Origin of the sequence: Psychrobacillus sp. FSL K6-1415, assembly GCF_038003185.1 — a bacterium.
GTDB lineage: Bacteria > Bacillota > Bacilli > Bacillales_A > Planococcaceae > Psychrobacillus > Psychrobacillus psychrodurans.
In genome coordinates this window covers 1,042,822-1,057,074 of the sequence record NZ_JBBOOQ010000001.1, presented here as the reverse complement: position 1 = coordinate 1,057,074, position 14,253 = coordinate 1,042,822, and the positions used below count along the sequence as shown (strand labels likewise).

17 protein-coding genes are annotated in these 14,253 nt (G+C 38.7%); 2 read left to right on the top strand and 15 right to left on the bottom strand.

Going from position 1 to position 14,253, the window contains the following annotated elements; translation table 11 throughout:
* Nucleotides 1-89: 89 nt before the first annotated feature.
* From hag to MKY60_RS04830, 13 genes are all read right to left on the bottom strand, one after another.
* Entirely contained in the window at nucleotides 90-920 is an 831-nt protein-coding gene (hag, locus tag MKY60_RS04890; protein WP_340928891.1) for a flagellin Hag, read from the bottom strand.
* 134 nt (nucleotides 921-1,054) lie between these two features.
* A complete protein-coding gene (gene csrA, locus MKY60_RS04885; RefSeq protein WP_090563391.1) occupies nucleotides 1,055-1,279 on the bottom strand; it encodes a carbon storage regulator CsrA in 225 nt (74 codons plus the stop codon).
* Entirely contained in the window at nucleotides 1,280-1,711 is a 432-nt protein-coding gene (gene fliW, locus MKY60_RS04880) for a flagellar assembly protein FliW (RefSeq protein ID WP_340928889.1), read from the bottom strand.
* Nucleotides 1,712-1,723: 12 nt separating this feature from the next.
* Nucleotides 1,724-2,278, bottom strand: coding sequence for a DUF6470 family protein (locus tag MKY60_RS04875; RefSeq protein ID WP_340928887.1), 555 nt, complete (start codon nucleotides 2,276-2,278; stop codon nucleotides 1,724-1,726).
* Nucleotides 2,279-2,329: 51 nt separating this feature from the next.
* Nucleotides 2,330-3,217 (bottom strand): flagellar hook-associated protein FlgL, encoded by an 888-nt coding sequence (gene flgL, locus MKY60_RS04870; RefSeq protein ID WP_269920530.1) that lies wholly within the window; start codon nucleotides 3,215-3,217, stop codon nucleotides 2,330-2,332.
* Between the two features lie 15 nt (nucleotides 3,218-3,232).
* On the bottom strand, nucleotides 3,233-4,762 hold the full coding sequence (gene flgK / locus MKY60_RS04865; protein WP_340928885.1) for a flagellar hook-associated protein FlgK: 1,530 nt from the start codon (nucleotides 4,760-4,762) through the stop codon (nucleotides 3,233-3,235).
* 12 nt (nucleotides 4,763-4,774) lie between these two features.
* Nucleotides 4,775-5,269: a flagellar protein FlgN gene (locus MKY60_RS04860; RefSeq protein WP_340928883.1), complete on the bottom strand. Its 495-nt coding sequence runs from the start codon at nucleotides 5,267-5,269 to the stop codon at nucleotides 4,775-4,777.
* Nucleotides 5,270-5,347: 78 nt separating this feature from the next.
* Nucleotides 5,348-5,611: a flagellar biosynthesis anti-sigma factor FlgM gene (gene flgM / locus MKY60_RS04855; protein ID WP_340928881.1), complete on the bottom strand. Its 264-nt coding sequence runs from the start codon at nucleotides 5,609-5,611 to the stop codon at nucleotides 5,348-5,350.
* A gap of 323 nt (nucleotides 5,612-5,934) precedes the next feature.
* A complete protein-coding gene (locus MKY60_RS04850) occupies nucleotides 5,935-6,351 on the bottom strand; it encodes a TIGR03826 family flagellar region protein (protein ID WP_340928879.1) in 417 nt (138 codons plus the stop codon).
* A 45-nt stretch (nucleotides 6,352-6,396) separates the two neighbouring features.
* A complete protein-coding gene (locus MKY60_RS04845; protein ID WP_340928877.1) occupies nucleotides 6,397-7,020 on the bottom strand; it encodes a ComF family protein in 624 nt (207 codons plus the stop codon).
* Complete coding sequence (locus MKY60_RS04840) at nucleotides 7,017-8,006, bottom strand: DEAD/DEAH box helicase (protein WP_340928875.1); 990 nt, start codon at nucleotides 8,004-8,006, stop codon at nucleotides 7,017-7,019. The genes MKY60_RS04845 and MKY60_RS04840 overlap by 4 nt, the downstream gene beginning before the upstream one ends.
* Before the next feature lie 353 nt (nucleotides 8,007-8,359).
* Nucleotides 8,360-9,202, bottom strand: coding sequence for a DegV family protein (locus tag MKY60_RS04835; RefSeq protein WP_340928873.1), 843 nt, complete (start codon nucleotides 9,200-9,202; stop codon nucleotides 8,360-8,362).
* 108 nt (nucleotides 9,203-9,310) lie between these two features.
* Nucleotides 9,311-9,898 carry a nuclear transport factor 2 family protein gene (locus MKY60_RS04830; protein WP_340928871.1) on the bottom strand — a complete coding sequence of 196 codons (588 nt, stop codon included), beginning with the start codon at nucleotides 9,896-9,898 and terminating at the stop codon, nucleotides 9,311-9,313.
* Between the two features lie 130 nt (nucleotides 9,899-10,028).
* Between MKY60_RS04830 and MKY60_RS04825 the strand changes: the two genes are divergently transcribed.
* Nucleotides 10,029-10,889, top strand: a complete 861-nt coding sequence (locus MKY60_RS04825; RefSeq protein WP_340928870.1) for a nuclease-related domain-containing protein — start codon at nucleotides 10,029-10,031, stop codon at nucleotides 10,887-10,889.
* 713 nt (nucleotides 10,890-11,602) lie between these two features.
* Here the strand turns inward: MKY60_RS04825 and MKY60_RS04820 are convergent.
* A complete protein-coding gene (locus tag MKY60_RS04820) occupies nucleotides 11,603-12,277 on the bottom strand; it encodes a response regulator transcription factor (RefSeq protein WP_090563421.1) in 675 nt (224 codons plus the stop codon).
* 35 nt (nucleotides 12,278-12,312) lie between these two features.
* Entirely contained in the window at nucleotides 12,313-13,458 is a 1,146-nt protein-coding gene (locus MKY60_RS04815; protein ID WP_340879226.1) for a sensor histidine kinase, read from the bottom strand.
* 140 nt (nucleotides 13,459-13,598) lie between these two features.
* Between MKY60_RS04815 and MKY60_RS04810 the strand changes: the two genes are divergently transcribed.
* On the top strand, nucleotides 13,599-14,234 hold the full coding sequence (locus MKY60_RS04810; RefSeq protein ID WP_340928868.1) for a YigZ family protein: 636 nt from the start codon (nucleotides 13,599-13,601) through the stop codon (nucleotides 14,232-14,234).
* Nucleotides 14,235-14,253: the final 19 nt, after the last annotated feature.

Sequence of the window (14,253 nt, the reverse complement as noted above, 5' to 3'; positions counted from 1 at the left end):
TTTTGTCACCTCTTTCTTATTATCGGCATTACATTACAAAAATAAAGAAAACCCCTTCTCCAAAGGAGAAGGGGTTTTCAAAATTTCAATTATTGAAGTAATTGAAGAACACCTTGTGGTTGTTGGTTAGCTTGAGCAAGCATAGATTGAGCAGCTTGAGTCAAGATGTTATTTTTAGTGAATGCCATCATTTCTTTAGCCATATCTACGTCACGAATACGAGATTCAGCAGCAGTTAAGTTTTCAGAAGTAGCACCAAGGTTGTTGATAGTGTGTTCTAAACGGTTTTGAACAGCACCAAGTTTTGAACGCTCTGTAGAAACAGTTGCAATCGCATCATTGATAGTAGTAATTGCAGTATTTGCAGAAGTTTGTGAACTAATTGAAATACCCTCTCCAGCAGCTGCACCATTAACACTTAAGCTAGTTGCAGTCATTGAATCAATGGATAAGTTGATTGATTGTCCAGCATTTGCACCAATATGGAATGTTTTACCTGAGAATCCACCACTTAATAATTTTTGAGTATTGAACTCAGTATTATTAGCAATACGTGTAATTTCTTCAGACAGAGCATTAACTTCTTGTTGAAGAGCTGTACGATCAGAAGATACATTAGTATCATTTGAAGATTGTACTGCTAATTCACGCATACGTTGTAGGATAGCGTGAGTTTCGTTAAGAGCACCCTCAGCAGTTTGAATTAAAGAAATTGAATCTTGAGCGTTTTTAGAAGCCATATCTAAACCGCGGATTTGTCCACGCATTTTTTCAGAAATAGCAAGACCAGCAGCGTCGTCTCCAGCGCGGTTGATTTTGTAACCTGAAGATAATTTCTCTAGGTTTTTAGAAGATTGTGATTGGTTAGCTGTTAAGTTTCTGTGTGTGTTTAAAGCAGAAATATTGTGTTGAATTCTCATTGTGAGATTCCTCCTTGAATTTGTTTTATTTAGTTCCACATCCATGTGGAATATGCTTGGTAGAATAAGGTCGGCCGCCCGATTTCTACCTTACAATAGTATTATCGTACTCGATTCAGAATGTTTAATAGTTTTTAAATATTTTTTTTTGAAATTTGTTTAATTAATTCAGGAGAGATATTCAATGATTCTTTATTTTGTTCTTGGATACTCAAATAAACTTCTGACCGATAAACTTTAACATTTTTGGGAGCTATAATTCCTAACTTAACTTGGTCCCCTTCTACGCTAAGTATTTTTAACTCTATTTGATCCCCAATCATGATAGATTCATCTTTTTTCCGTGAAAGGACAAGCATTTAAAGTTTACCCCCTTCAATGGGATATCTTAGTTGGTAGCTGTTTTCGTGCAACACAAGTTGTTTAGCAACTTTTCTTTTATGGTTTATAATGACTGGTGCCTGTAAATTTATTGTTGAATTATTAAACGGCTCTTTTAAAGTCACAATAGAATAAGTGAGAATATCTCCAACTGCTTCAATTTGTAGCTCTTCTTTATCCTCCTCAGATATATCAAATGCATAATCTTCTTTAAAAAGAAATGGTAACGCAATAACGAAACCAATTTCTTTTTGCTTAATAGATTGAAGAATGGCAAAAGGTGAGTCTTTCTCTAAAGGAAGAATAACAAATTCTTTGTTTTCCTCAAAACCAGGTAATCCATTTGAAAAGTGTATAATTTCTGTTTCTTCTATTGTTAATTGGCCAAGAAATTTTGTTTCGATATTCATAGCTAGCTCCTTCTAGACAATAAAGTCTATTTCTATCGATGAATCTTGTAGCATAAACCCGGATACTTTACCAGGAGTAAATTCATGTGTTGGTTTATTGACCTGTGCACTAATTGTTGGTTTTTGGGTTTGTACATTAATATCCAGCTTAGCAGGTATGTAATCTAATTTTACTGATTCAACAGATGGGATGAAGTCTATCCCTAATTTCGCTTTAACTGGGAAGGTATTTTTCTTTGCAATGGAAGCAATCGCATTTGAATTGTGTGCAATATCCATCATTTGTCTACCTTCACTTGCACGCCTTGCAATTCCTTGCATTCCTTTTTGACGACCTTCCGAAGCAAATTTAGATATAGATTCTAATGGTCCTATCATTCCAACATCTCTTCTAGCCTGAGAAGAATCTATTTTCATAACCCCTCTAGTTGTATTCATCTCCACTATTGCAGCTGGTTGTTCAATATGTTGAGTCGCTTTTGGTTGTCGAATAACTTGATTTGGTTTTTCAATATTTAAACCTAATTTAGCAGCTGTTGTTCGAACTTGTAATTGGGGAAAGTTCACTTATCTCACCTCTAAAGAAAGCGTTTGAACTAGGTGTCCAAACGCTTTTAATTATCTTATAAAGTCTACTAATGTTGCTTGAATGATTTTAGCACCAACTGAAAGAGCAGCTTGGTGGATCGATTCTTGAGTAATCATTTCTGTAATAACTTTTTCATAGTCAATATCTTCATTGTTAGATAGTTGTTTAGTCACAATGACTTCTTGTGCTCCGAGTCTGTTTTCCATCATTTCTACACGATTCTGACGTGCTCCTATGTCTGCACGTGCAGCTAAAACAGCCTCTTCGTTATCACTTTTCAATGTTAAATACTTGTCGAAGTCCTTACCTGACTTACTTGGGTCTTTCAAGTCCGTCTCTAACCCGGTAATCATAGCATCTATATTTTGAAATAAATCGAGCCCTTTTGTGTTTACAGTAATTTCTACGCCATCATAAACTTCTATGTTCACATCTTTATTTACACCTGGTGCAGTTGCTGTTGTTAAAAAGTTTGTTCCGTCATGTAATGGTGAATTAGTATTTGTTCCTGAGAAAATGTATTTCCCCCCTACTTTTGTATTCCCCATATCACGTATTTGCTCTTTAATTTGTGTAATTTCTTTTTCAACTTTTGTGCGGTCATCTGGTGTTAACGTATCACTTGATGCTTGTGTAACAAGTTCTTGAACACGATGAAGTGCGATTCCAACTTTATCAAGGGCATCATCTGAGCTATCTAACCAGTTGTTTACTTCTCCTAGGTTACGTTGATACTGTTCTACCTTGTTTAAATCCGTACGATAGCCAATTCCTTTTATAGCTACTACTGGATCTTGTGATGGACGTGTTATTTTTTTACCTGAGTTAATTTGTTCTTGTAGTGTCGCCATTTTGTTATAGCTACCTGACAGGTTACGTAGCATATTATTTGAAAGCATTGATTGTGTTACGCGCATGTGATTGACCTCCTATTATAATCCTACTCGGCCCATGCCGTTGATGATTTTATCTAATGTTTCATCTACTACTGTAATCATTCTTGCAGAAGCGTTGTATGCTTGTTGGAATATAATCATATTCGTCATCTCTTCATCTAAAGAAACTGAGCTGACAGACGCACGATTATTTTCTACAGTTAACTTGATAGTCGCTGAATTATAAGCAAGTCTGACTGCTTGTTCACCGTCTACACCAAGTTCTCCAATCATCGATTGATAAAATGATTGAACAGTTGCATTATCTAGGCCAGCAAGTATTTCTGACTTCATGTTTGCAAGAAGTATCGCATTTGCTCCGTTCCCTTCTTCTTTATCTGTTGAGGAAGAGGCAGCTACTAATGATGAATCACTTTTAAATATAGAATCTACAGAAATATTCCCCGCTGAAATGGTAGCACCTGCTTTTGGCACAAAAAAGTTATTACCTGTATCGCCATTTAAATCGGTACCACCGCGGTGGATTTCATTGAATTTCTCAGCAAAAGCCAAAGCCATTTTATCTAATTTCGCTAACATTTCGGGATAGTAGCCCTCAGCATTTGTCGCATTTGTACCATGACCATACGAATTTATCAATGACAACATTTTGCCTTTATTTAGTTCCATGTCATCGTATGATAATGGACCACCAACTACTGCCCCGCTTCCGTCTACCGTAAAGCCATTGAAAGGTTCAAAGTTATCATTTTTGGACATTCCGGTTGGAGTGAGCTTTCCTGCGTCTTTTCCGTTAACAACTTCTATACTGCCTGTTTTAGTTTTTATCGATACTCTTACGGATCCTTCAGCAATTGCTAATGAATTACCCCCAGACTTTGTATATTCTATTTCAATTGGGAAGTATTGCGATAATTCATCAAGCAAGTTATCACGAGCGTCATATAAATCGTTTGGCATATATCCATTTGGTTCAATTGCTTGTATTTGTTCATTCATAGAAGCTATTTGCTTTAAAATAGAGTTTACATCATCTGTCGATGTAAGTATTTCATTTTTTAAGTTCCCTTGAATATCTGATAATTGTTTATGAATATTGTTGAAGGATTCCGCAACACCAATCCCACGTTGCACTACTACTTTACGAGCTGCCGCATTTTCAGGATTTGTGCTAAGGTCCTGTAGGGATTTCCAGAATTGATCGAGTGACGTGTTTAATCCGAATTCGGAAGGTTCTGCCATGATGTCTTCCATTTGAGAGATTGCATCAGAACGTGATTCCCAATATCCTAGTTTCGTTGTTTCTTGACGATACTGACGATCGATGAATTGATCACGAATTCGTTGGACAGAGTGTGTTTGCACACCTGTTCCGAGGTGACCCGGGATTTTCGGAGCGTTTAGTCCTGTTCCTGGATAACCTAAAGTGGCTTCCATATTCACTCGTTGGCGTGAATAGCCTAACGTGTTTGCGTTGGAGATATTGTGCCCTGTTGTATACAATGCGGATTGCTGCGTATAAAGCCCGCGTTTACTAGTTTCTAGTCCCATAAATGTCGATCCCATGGGTTCGCCTCCTTAAGCTTGTGAGTCGAAGTAGGTTTTGTCCTTTAATGAACCTTTTACTTCGGTTTGTGAATAGTTTATTTGATCTGGCTTTGGTCGTAACATATCGAGAGTCATGTTGACGAACTGAAGTGATTGAAATGTTAGTTTTTGGTTTAGATCGTTTTGATTTTTTAATGTTTCTAATGTTAGTAATAGATTATTGCGTGCTTTTGTTAGCTGAGCTTTTTCCTCATCTGAGTTGGTATTTTCTAAGACAAGTGCAACAGTTGGGTTGTCAGTAGGAGCAATTCCTTTTGCTCGAAGGTAATCCGTTACCTCTAATTGACGCTGTTGTTCTAGCTGTGAAATGCCTGCTACATGTGCCTGCTCGTCCTTGAGCAGTTGGTTTAGACTGTCCATGTCTCCAATTTTAATAGCTTCTGTTTTTTTGTATGCAACCTCTAGCAAGCTTTTGTGAATCATATCTAGTTTCGTCAGAGATTGCAAAATGTTACCAATGGACATGTTTGTAAGCTCCTTTTTATCAATTATGCATCGGCATTAACTTCTTTCAGTTGTCTTTTGGACGCCTACTGATAGAAGTTAGATGCGGTAATAATTTAAGATATTGGATGCTAATTGTTTTGCATCTACTTTGTATGTTCCAGCTTCGATATCTGCTTTGATGGCAGCCACTCGATCTGCTTGTTCTACTTCAATAGATGATTTTGTTTGCATGCTTTTAGCAGCGGATGAAATTTCCAATTGATCCGCCGTTGTTTTAGTTGTCTGTTGTGCTTTTTCAGCTTGTTGTTGATTGCGTTTGTATGGATTTACTTGGTTTAAACCAACGTTTGTTATTTTCATCTAAGTTCATCCTCCCCTCTTCTTGCTTAGTGTCTATATAGTATTTCGGCATTAAATATGAAGTGTTTAGAGTAATTTGAACGATTTGTAAGGAATAGGTCTTGGGAATTAAAGCAGTTAGTGGAATTGAAGGGTCTTTAGGTGGAACTAGTGCTTAGTTGGGTGAAAAAGGATTTTAATTGGGTTGAATCCATGTGCCTTTGGACGGAACTTGGGTAGTTTTTAGTGACCTCATGGCTTTTGTGTAGAACTCATATATCTTTTGAAACTAATTCTAGATTAGAGTTTTCACCTAAGTAAAAACTCCCACACAAAGTGAGAGTTTATTTTCTCTTAATATCTGCATGGTAAGTGCCATGATCCTGGTTTGCTACTTTGTCTCTGAATTCTTTTGCTGCATCAAATTGACGGAGTCCTGATTTTAAATCTTCCGTACATGTTTTACAAAGTTTGCCTTGGTTCGTGATTTTTCCACAGCTGTCGCAGGGATACCCTAAATTTGGGAACATTGCTGGTTGCAGACGGTTTTTGCGTACCCATTTGTGTAATAGTGATTCTTCAACGCCGGTTACTTCTACAATTCGCTCGACTGTTGCTGCACGATTTTCGCGCTTGCGGAGGAAGCGATATACTATTTCGTATTGTTTTTCTTCGTTCATTGCACAGTTGTTACATACTTCTCTCATTCCTGTATAGTTAAAAAACTCGCCGCACGAAGGACAATTTTTTAATTCACCCATGTTGTTACCTCCAGATATTATTCTCTCTTTCATTTTATCGGCAAGTTAGCCTTTTATTAAAGTGATTGCTTCGACTCTTTTCGCTCCTGAGTCCTTTAAAATCTTCGCAGCGTGATGAATGGTAGCACCAGTTGTATAAATATCATCGAATAAAATATAATTTGTTGCTTCGATGGTACTCATTGCCTCGAATAGATTTGTTGTTTTTAAGCGTTCCATTTTTGTTTTCTTTCCTTGTGTTTCAGATTTAGTTTTAACGAGTAATTGTTGATAGGAAACTTGCGCTGCATTTAACAGCTCGTCAACTTGTGCAAATGTACGCAATTCTAATTTTTCTGGATGCATGGGAATAGGGACGATAATTCCTTCTCTCGTCTGAAATGCCTGTTGCAGATTCCCGGCAAAGACTTTAGCTAATGCTACGTCTTGTAGAAATTTGTATTGGTGTAAATATTCTTTCATGGGTTCATTATAAGTGTATAAACAAAAGACTGAGTCGACAGCTCCTTCATAAGGTGTTCCTAGAAAATCGGTAAAATCTATGGCCGACTCTGATACTTCAAATTTCTCGAAGCATCTAGTGCAAGTGGAAGAGTCTAATTGGTTTAAAAAGAGCTTAGACCAAGTTGGTGTAGATTGATAAGGAGTGCCACAAATTAAACAAGTCATGAACGATTCCATCCTTCTATCGCATCCTGCGCTTTATCCATTTCTCTACTAATTCCATGATGAAAGAAAATTATGTCTCCGTCTGGATACTGTGCAGACCTGCCTACTCGTCCACTTATTTGAATGAGTGCACTGGAAGTGAAAATCGGTTGCTCTGCTCCCACTACGGCTACGTGTACATTTTCAATCGTTACCCCACGTTCTAATATGGTCGTTGTTAGTAAACCAGGTATTTGCTTTTCTCTTAATTGCATAACCAGTTCCTTTCTATCTGGGTGTTCAGCGTGCACTCTTGGTAATTCTTCTGGGAAGTTTTCAAGCATTTCGATAGTAGGTAGGAAGATTAGAAAAGGTGTTTTGGTTTCTATTTTTTCATTTATCCACTTTTGTAGTTTGTGTGGAATTTTACCTGTCTTCAATTGTCTGGAGTAACCCCAGAGACTATCGAATTTAGGTACTGGAAGGTCGTGGCCGTGATACCTTATTGTGAGAATGGATTGGTTGGTTGTTTTTAAAGATTTGGTAGGAGTGGCTGTTACATAGTGAATAGCTGCAAGTTGTTTAGCCGCTTTAGTAACTGCTGCTTGGAGTGTTCCGTCCGCATAATAGGGAAAGGCGTCTGCCTCGTCGACAAATACGACGTCGAAGGCATGTTCAAATCGGTAAAGTTGATGGGTAGTGGCAAGCACTAATTCAGCAAATCCTTGTTGGTCTGGTGCACCACCGTACAGTGCATGAATTTTCGTATTCTGGAAGACTTTCCGAAAGCGAGGGTATAACTCTAAAATAACATCCGTTCTTGGAGCAGCGACACAAACTCTTTTACCTGCTTGTAAACTTGCAAAAATGGCGGGAAATAGGAGCTCTGTTTTTCCTGCTCCACATACTGCGTTTAGTAGGTGGGATTGGTTTTGTTCGACACTAGCAAGTAATTCTTCACTTGCCTTTTGCTGAAGTGGGGTAAGTTCCCCGCTCCATGTAAACACATGAGAGTTCGCGCCGCGTGCATGCTGCTTCGCCCACAGGAGCAATTCTGAGCAGCTACTCACCCGCCCCATTCGGATACAGTGGCGACAATAGGTACAAATTTTGTTACAGCGTGCACAGTTGAATGTGTGAAAAAAGGATTGGTTTGTGTTGTGGCATCTATTGCAGACGCTCTTCTTTGATTGCCAAAAAAGGACAGATTCTGTTTTTGTGATGATGCCGGGCTTTAGGTGGATGTAGCCCGAGTTAATGTGGGCGTCGATGACTTCGCGGGGAAATGGGGTATGTTCGCGAAGCCATATGCGGCCGGTGAGAAATTGCTGCAATTGTTCATTCATGGGCGCTCTCCTAATTAGTTATTTTTATACCAACCGAGACCCATTGACCCTTCCCCAAGGTGTGTACCAATTACGGGACCGAAATAGCTGATCGTGAATTCTACGTTTGGCATTGTTGCTTGGAGTTCGTTTTTCCATGCGATTGCTTCGTTTTCGTTGTTTGCATGGATGATCGTTGCTTTAATGTTGAATTTGTTTGAGTCAGCCTGAAGCATGTCCGAGATACGTTTCATCGCTTTTTTTCGCGTTCGGACTTTTTCGAACGGAACAATAACTTTGTTTTCGAAGTGCAGAATCGGTTTTACTTGAAGTACAGATCCAATGACGCGCTCGAAGCCGTTTAGTCTTCCTCCACGATGGAGATGGTCTAGATTGTCGACCATGAAGTATGCTCTCATTGTTTGTTTCATGCTGTCTAGTTCTGCAATGATAGCATCTGGAGTAGCTCCAGTCATAGCCATTTCAGCTGCTTTAAGTACGTAGAAGCCTTGAACCATGCAGGAAATTTCTGTGTCGAATGTGCGTACGTCGATGTCGTTTACCATTTCTCCCGCTTGTTCTGCACCAGCAAGCGTTCCGCTGATACCACTTGAGAGATGGATGGAGATCACCGCATCGTATTCTTTTGCTAGCTGTTCATATGTTTCGATAAACTTTCCAAGTGCAGGCTGGGATGTCTTTGGTAGGGCTCCACCCTGACGGATTTTATCGTAGAATTCTGTGGTGTTAATGTCTATTTCTTCTTGGTAGGTGTCATTTCCGATGACAACGCTTAGCGGCACCATATGAATATTCAGTTGGTCACGAATTTCTTTCGGGATATATGCGGTGCTGTCGGTTACGATTGCTGTCTTCATTTTATAAATCACACTCCTAACTTTAAGTTTACTGAAGTTTTGTTAGAAATGAAAGGATAAAAAAGCCCAAAACATGATATTTGTCATATATGTTTTGGGGAAGTGTGATTATTCAGTTGATTCGCCTATATAGTAAACACTGGAAACTAGCCATTCACTGTTTTCTTTGACGAACACAGTTACTTGGCGACCATTTTGGTCTAGCTTAGCACCTGTATCCATTTGCTCTAGTGAAGTATGGATATTAGAAAATACTTGTGCTTGTGATTTGTCGTATTTAATGATAGTAATGTTTTCGGCCGTACGGATCGTGTCGAAGTCGTGGAAGGTTTCTTCGACTTTCACTTTTTCAGCGTCGTAGTTGAAGCCTTCTGGATTTTTGGAAATCGTGTTCATGTAGCGCTCAGTATCTTCTTCATTGAATGATTCCATGTATTCAGTAAAGGAGTCAATTATAGCCGTTTTTTCTTTATCTGGTACATTAGTCGCTTCTTCAATATTTCCACCAGACAATTCGAACCCTACATTTGTTTCACTTTTGTCTTGCGCACCATGGTCTGTTGTGGCTTGAGTGTTCGTTGGAGCAATGTCTCCTGCAGAATTGGTGTTTTGGTTTTGGGCTGTTTCATCATTGCTATTGCAAGCTGCCAGAGTTAGTGCAAAGGCTGCGAGTGTAATTGTTTGGATTATTTTCATTTATGTCTCCTCCTGCTGAAGGTTATTTTGTCATAATTAGGACGAAAACTCAATTAATATGTTCCTTTTATTAATAGGTAGAATATTCCGCTATTGGAATGTAAAATATAGGTAGAAAGGAGGTAAAGTATTGAATGGACATTTTGCTTTGTTGAACAGGTTGCGTGATGGATCTGGTTTAGGTGATTTTATTCGTGAGGAGATTCGGAAACAAGAAGCTGGAGTACGTGGTGAGGACCGACTTGTTGCTCGGTTGAATGAGCTGCGTTTGCACGGTGAGTTCCGAGTTTTTTCGGATGTTTGTTTGGAGCTTGTTGATTGGAAAGTACAAATCGACTGTCTAGTTGTAACCGACCGATGCTGCATCATACTCGAGTCGAAAAACATAAGTGGAAACTTGTATTTTAATGATGAGATTGATGAATTTTATAAAGAAGAAAATGGAGTAGAATCCCCCATTTCTAATCCATATTTCCAATTGATGCGACATATTCGCTTTATGAAAGAATTTCTACGTAAGACCCATCCACTAATGAAAGTGACTGGTGCTGTCATCATGACCGCTAAGTCCCACCGCATTATGCAAAAGCCTACCCATTATCCCATTTATAAGTTAGAAAGCATGATTGAGAGAGTGACTCAGTTCTACAATAGTTCTGGCGGGACTAGTTTTTCTTGTGAAGAACTAGAGCTTGTTGAAAAGCTCTTGCAGGAGAATAGATCCGATTATGAATATCCCCCACTTTGCGAACATTATCGAATTCCTCCGAGTGAAATACGGCTGGGGGTTGAGTGTCCGAGTTGTAGTGTGCTGGGGATGCGGCGTACAGGTAAAACTTGGACATGTGTCAATTGTAATAAGCGTTATAGGAACGCACATAGGAAAGCTGTTGATGACTACTTTTTGCTTATCAATAATAAGATAACGAATAGACTTCCGAAAATTTTGTATGGTCGAATCTATATATGCGGCTTCGAGAATGCTTGGTAATATGGACTTACACATGCATAAAGCTGGTGGGAAAACTTATTATACGAAGAAGTAGATTATATTGTAGTAATTGTGTTTAGGGTGAATCGCAAATTAGGTGCCTCGAATCGAAAGGTCGCTTGCGAGAATCGCAATATACTTCGGCGTAATCGCAAGGTCGGCACCACGAATCGCAAGTCGAATCCCGATTTAGAGGGATTCGCAAATTAGATGTTTCGAATCGAAAGTTCGCTCCTGAGAATCGCAATATACTTCGGCGTAATCGCAAGGTCGGCACCTCATATCGCAAAACGAATCCCGATTTAGGGTGAATCACAAATTAGATGTTTCGAATCGAAAGTTCGCTCCTGAGAATCGCAATACACTGCGACCAAATCGCAAGGTCGCCACCACGAATCGCAAGTCGAATTCCATTTTAGAATGAATCGCAAATTAGATGCTTCGAATCGAAAGTTCTCTCCTCAGAATCGCAATATACTTCGGCCTAATCGCTAGGTCGCCACCACGAATCGCAAGTCGAAGCCCGATTTAGGGTGAATCGCAAATTAGATGCTTCGAATCGAAAGTTCTCTCCTCAGAATCGCAATATACTTTGACCAAATCGCAAGGTTGGCACCACGAATCGCAAGTCGAATCCCGATTTACACCAAATCGCAAATTCTTCTCAACAGAAAATCCCACTCCAAAAGCTGGAGTGGGATTCATTATGTGTGTTATCGAACTTCAACCCAACCGTTTTTGATGCCAGTTACTACGGCTTGGGTACGGTCGTTTACGTTCATTTTTTGAAGTATGCTTGATACGTGATTTTTCACGGTTTTTTCGGAGATGAATAGTGTTTCTCCGATTGTGCGGTTGCTTTGGCCATCTGTTAGTAATTGTAGTACTTCGCATTCACGTTTAGTTAGTAAATGGAATGGACGACGAATTTCTGTTTGATGGAAGTTTCCTTTGTTTTCACGTTCGCTTAGGCGACGGAATTCTGCAACTAGGTTACGTGTTACTTTTGGATGTAAGTATGACCCGCCTTTTGCTACTACTTTGATGGCTGAGACGATTGCATTGGCATCCATTTCTTTTAGCATGTATCCAAGTGCACCTGTTTTAAGTGCATGTGATACATAGGACTCATCGTCATGGATAGATAGGATGATTACTTTAGCTTCTGGGTATTTTTCTAGTAATTCTCCTGTTGCTTCTACTCCATTTTTAGTAGGCATATTGATGTCCATTAGTACTACGTCTGGTTGATGCTTATCATAAAGACCAAGAACATCATTACCGTCGTCACCTTCTGCTATTACTTCGAAAGAGTCTTCAAAATCTAAAATACGTTTTACTCCCTCGCGAAATAGTTGGTGATCATCTATGATTATTATTTTTGTCATGTTCATTTCCTCCTATAATTAAAACGCCGTATTTACTATTCCTCATTTAATGGAATGCTAAACAATATCGTAGTACCTTTGCCTGGAGATGAAATAATTTTCATCGTTCCCTCTAACAAATCCACTCGTTCTTTCATACCGATTAAACCAAAGGATTTTTCTTTAGCAACCTCCGGATCAAATCCAGCCCCATTATCTTTGACGATAATATTTATTTTTTGTTTCAACCATTCTACTTTCACCGTTGCTTCTGTAAATTTTCCATGTTTAGTTCCATTTGTTAAACACTCTTGGACTATGCGGAAAATGGCTACTTCAAAATTGGTTTCTAGTCGTTTCTCTTCTCCAAAAGTTTGGAAATCAATCTTTCCTTTTGGATTGTATTCTTCGATTGTTGTTATATACTTTCGAAGCGTTGGTATTAATCCTAAATCGTCTAATGCCATTGGTCGTAGGTCGTAAATGATACGACGTACTTCTGATAGGGCATTACGAACCATTGTTTTTAGGTCAATAATTTCTTTCATCGCTTCGTCTCCGCCACGCTGCTGATATGTAAGATTGATTAAATCTGTTCTTAGTAGTACATTCGCTAGCATTTGAGCGGGGCCATCGTGAATTTCCCTTGAAAGTCTTTTGCGTTCTTCTTCTTGTGCTTCGATAATTTTCAAGGTGAAATCTTGTTTAATTTTTGCATTTTCAAGTGCTGCACCTACATTTTTCAAATCGGATGTTAAGTAATTCATGACTATATTCACTTGATTGACCAGATGATCTGCACGTTCAATCATCTCTAACAAGCCCTGTAACCTGCGTTCTAATTCGTCTCTTCGAAGTCTTAGCTGTCGTTCTTCACTACGTTTGATTAGAAGATTTATTTGAATTTCATTTGCAGTTTCGTAGGCTTGGCGAACTTGTGGTTCATCGTATGAGTCAAAATTTTTAGAGACTTCTGCTAAGCGGTTTCTGGAAAGCTTCGATTTCGCTTCAAGCATGTCCCCTTCAATAATAACCGTCTCGATATTTCCACGAATAATTTCTAACTCTACTTTCATTTCTTCAAAGCTTTGTCGACTTTGTTCGCTTATAATGAATATATCCTTTTTCGAATGATCCATCACTTCGACCATTCGATCGAAAATAACATCTAACGATTGTAATTCACTATGCTTATTCGTCATCTGTTTTTTCTCCTTTATGTGCCCAAATGAGTCTTCATTCACTAATGATGACAAGTCCTATTATAGCACTAAGTGACTAAAAATAAATTAAAATTACTTTACAACTATGTTTCAATAGAATCAGGAGGAGAAATATATCTATGAGAAAAGATTACCATACTATTCAAGGCTACGGAGAAAGCGAGATCATTATTCAAAAATCACGTTTTATTACTTACGTGAATCGAGCTGAAACTGAAGAACAAGCACAAGAATTTATTAATAATATTAAAGAAAAGCATAAAAGTGCTAATCATAACTGCTCTGCATACATTATTGGGGAGCATGACAATATACAAAAGGCAAACGATGACGGCGAACCAAGTGGCACTGCGGGAGTCCCAATGCTTGAGGTGCTCAAAAAACAAGGACTTCAGGATACAGTTGTTGTCGTAACTCGTTATTTTGGAGGTATCAAACTCGGTGGCGGTGGACTTATCCGTGCATACGGGAAAGCAACTACGGAAGGAATCGATGTTGCAAAAGTGGTGGAACGTAAGCTGCATCATCTCATGAAAGTCTCTATCGACTATACTTGGCTAGGAAAAGTGGAAAATGAAGTACGTAACTCTGCCTATCCCTTGAAAGAAATTATCTATGCAGATCAAGTCGAAGTCTTAGTATTTACAAAAGCAGATGAAGAAACAGACTTTATAAACTGGATGGCAGAAATTACTAATGGACAAGCGAAAATTGAGATTGTCGAAAAAGAGTTTTTGGAATTTACGGTGAATTGATTTATACTTTTACTATGAG

Coding starts and splice junctions, on each gene's coding strand:
- flgK (WP_340928885.1), bottom strand. CDS start 4,762: ATGGGATCGACATTTATGGGACTAGAAACTAGTAAACGCGGGCTTTAT.
- hag (WP_340928891.1), bottom strand. CDS start 920: ATGAGAATTCAACACAATATTTCTGCTTTAAACACACACAGAAACTTA.
- fliW (WP_340928889.1), bottom strand. CDS start 1,711: ATGAATATCGAAACAAAATTTCTTGGCCAATTAACAATAGAAGAAACA.
- flgM (WP_340928881.1), bottom strand. CDS start 5,611: ATGAAAATAACAAACGTTGGTTTAAACCAAGTAAATCCATACAAACGC.
- MKY60_RS04820 (WP_090563421.1), bottom strand. CDS start 12,277: ATGACAAAAATAATAATCATAGATGATCACCAACTATTTCGCGAGGGA.
- MKY60_RS04860 (WP_340928883.1), bottom strand. CDS start 5,269: ATGTCCATTGGTAACATTTTGCAATCTCTGACGAAACTAGATATGATT.
- csrA (WP_090563391.1), bottom strand. CDS start 1,279: ATGCTTGTCCTTTCACGGAAAAAAGATGAATCTATCATGATTGGGGAT.
- MKY60_RS04845 (WP_340928877.1), bottom strand. CDS start 7,020: ATGACTTGTTTAATTTGTGGCACTCCTTATCAATCTACACCAACTTGG.
- MKY60_RS04835 (WP_340928873.1), bottom strand. CDS start 9,202: ATGAAGACAGCAATCGTAACCGACAGCACCGCATATATCCCGAAAGAA.
- MKY60_RS04810 (WP_340928868.1), top strand. CDS start 13,599: ATGAGAAAAGATTACCATACTATTCAAGGCTACGGAGAAAGCGAGATC.
- MKY60_RS04850 (WP_340928879.1), bottom strand. CDS start 6,351: ATGGGTGAATTAAAAAATTGTCCTTCGTGCGGCGAGTTTTTTAACTAT.
- MKY60_RS04830 (WP_340928871.1), bottom strand. CDS start 9,898: ATGAAAATAATCCAAACAATTACACTCGCAGCCTTTGCACTAACTCTG.
- flgL (WP_269920530.1), bottom strand. CDS start 3,217: ATGCGCGTAACACAATCAATGCTTTCAAATAATATGCTACGTAACCTG.
- MKY60_RS04815 (WP_340879226.1), bottom strand. CDS start 13,458: ATGACGAATAAGCATAGTGAATTACAATCGTTAGATGTTATTTTCGAT.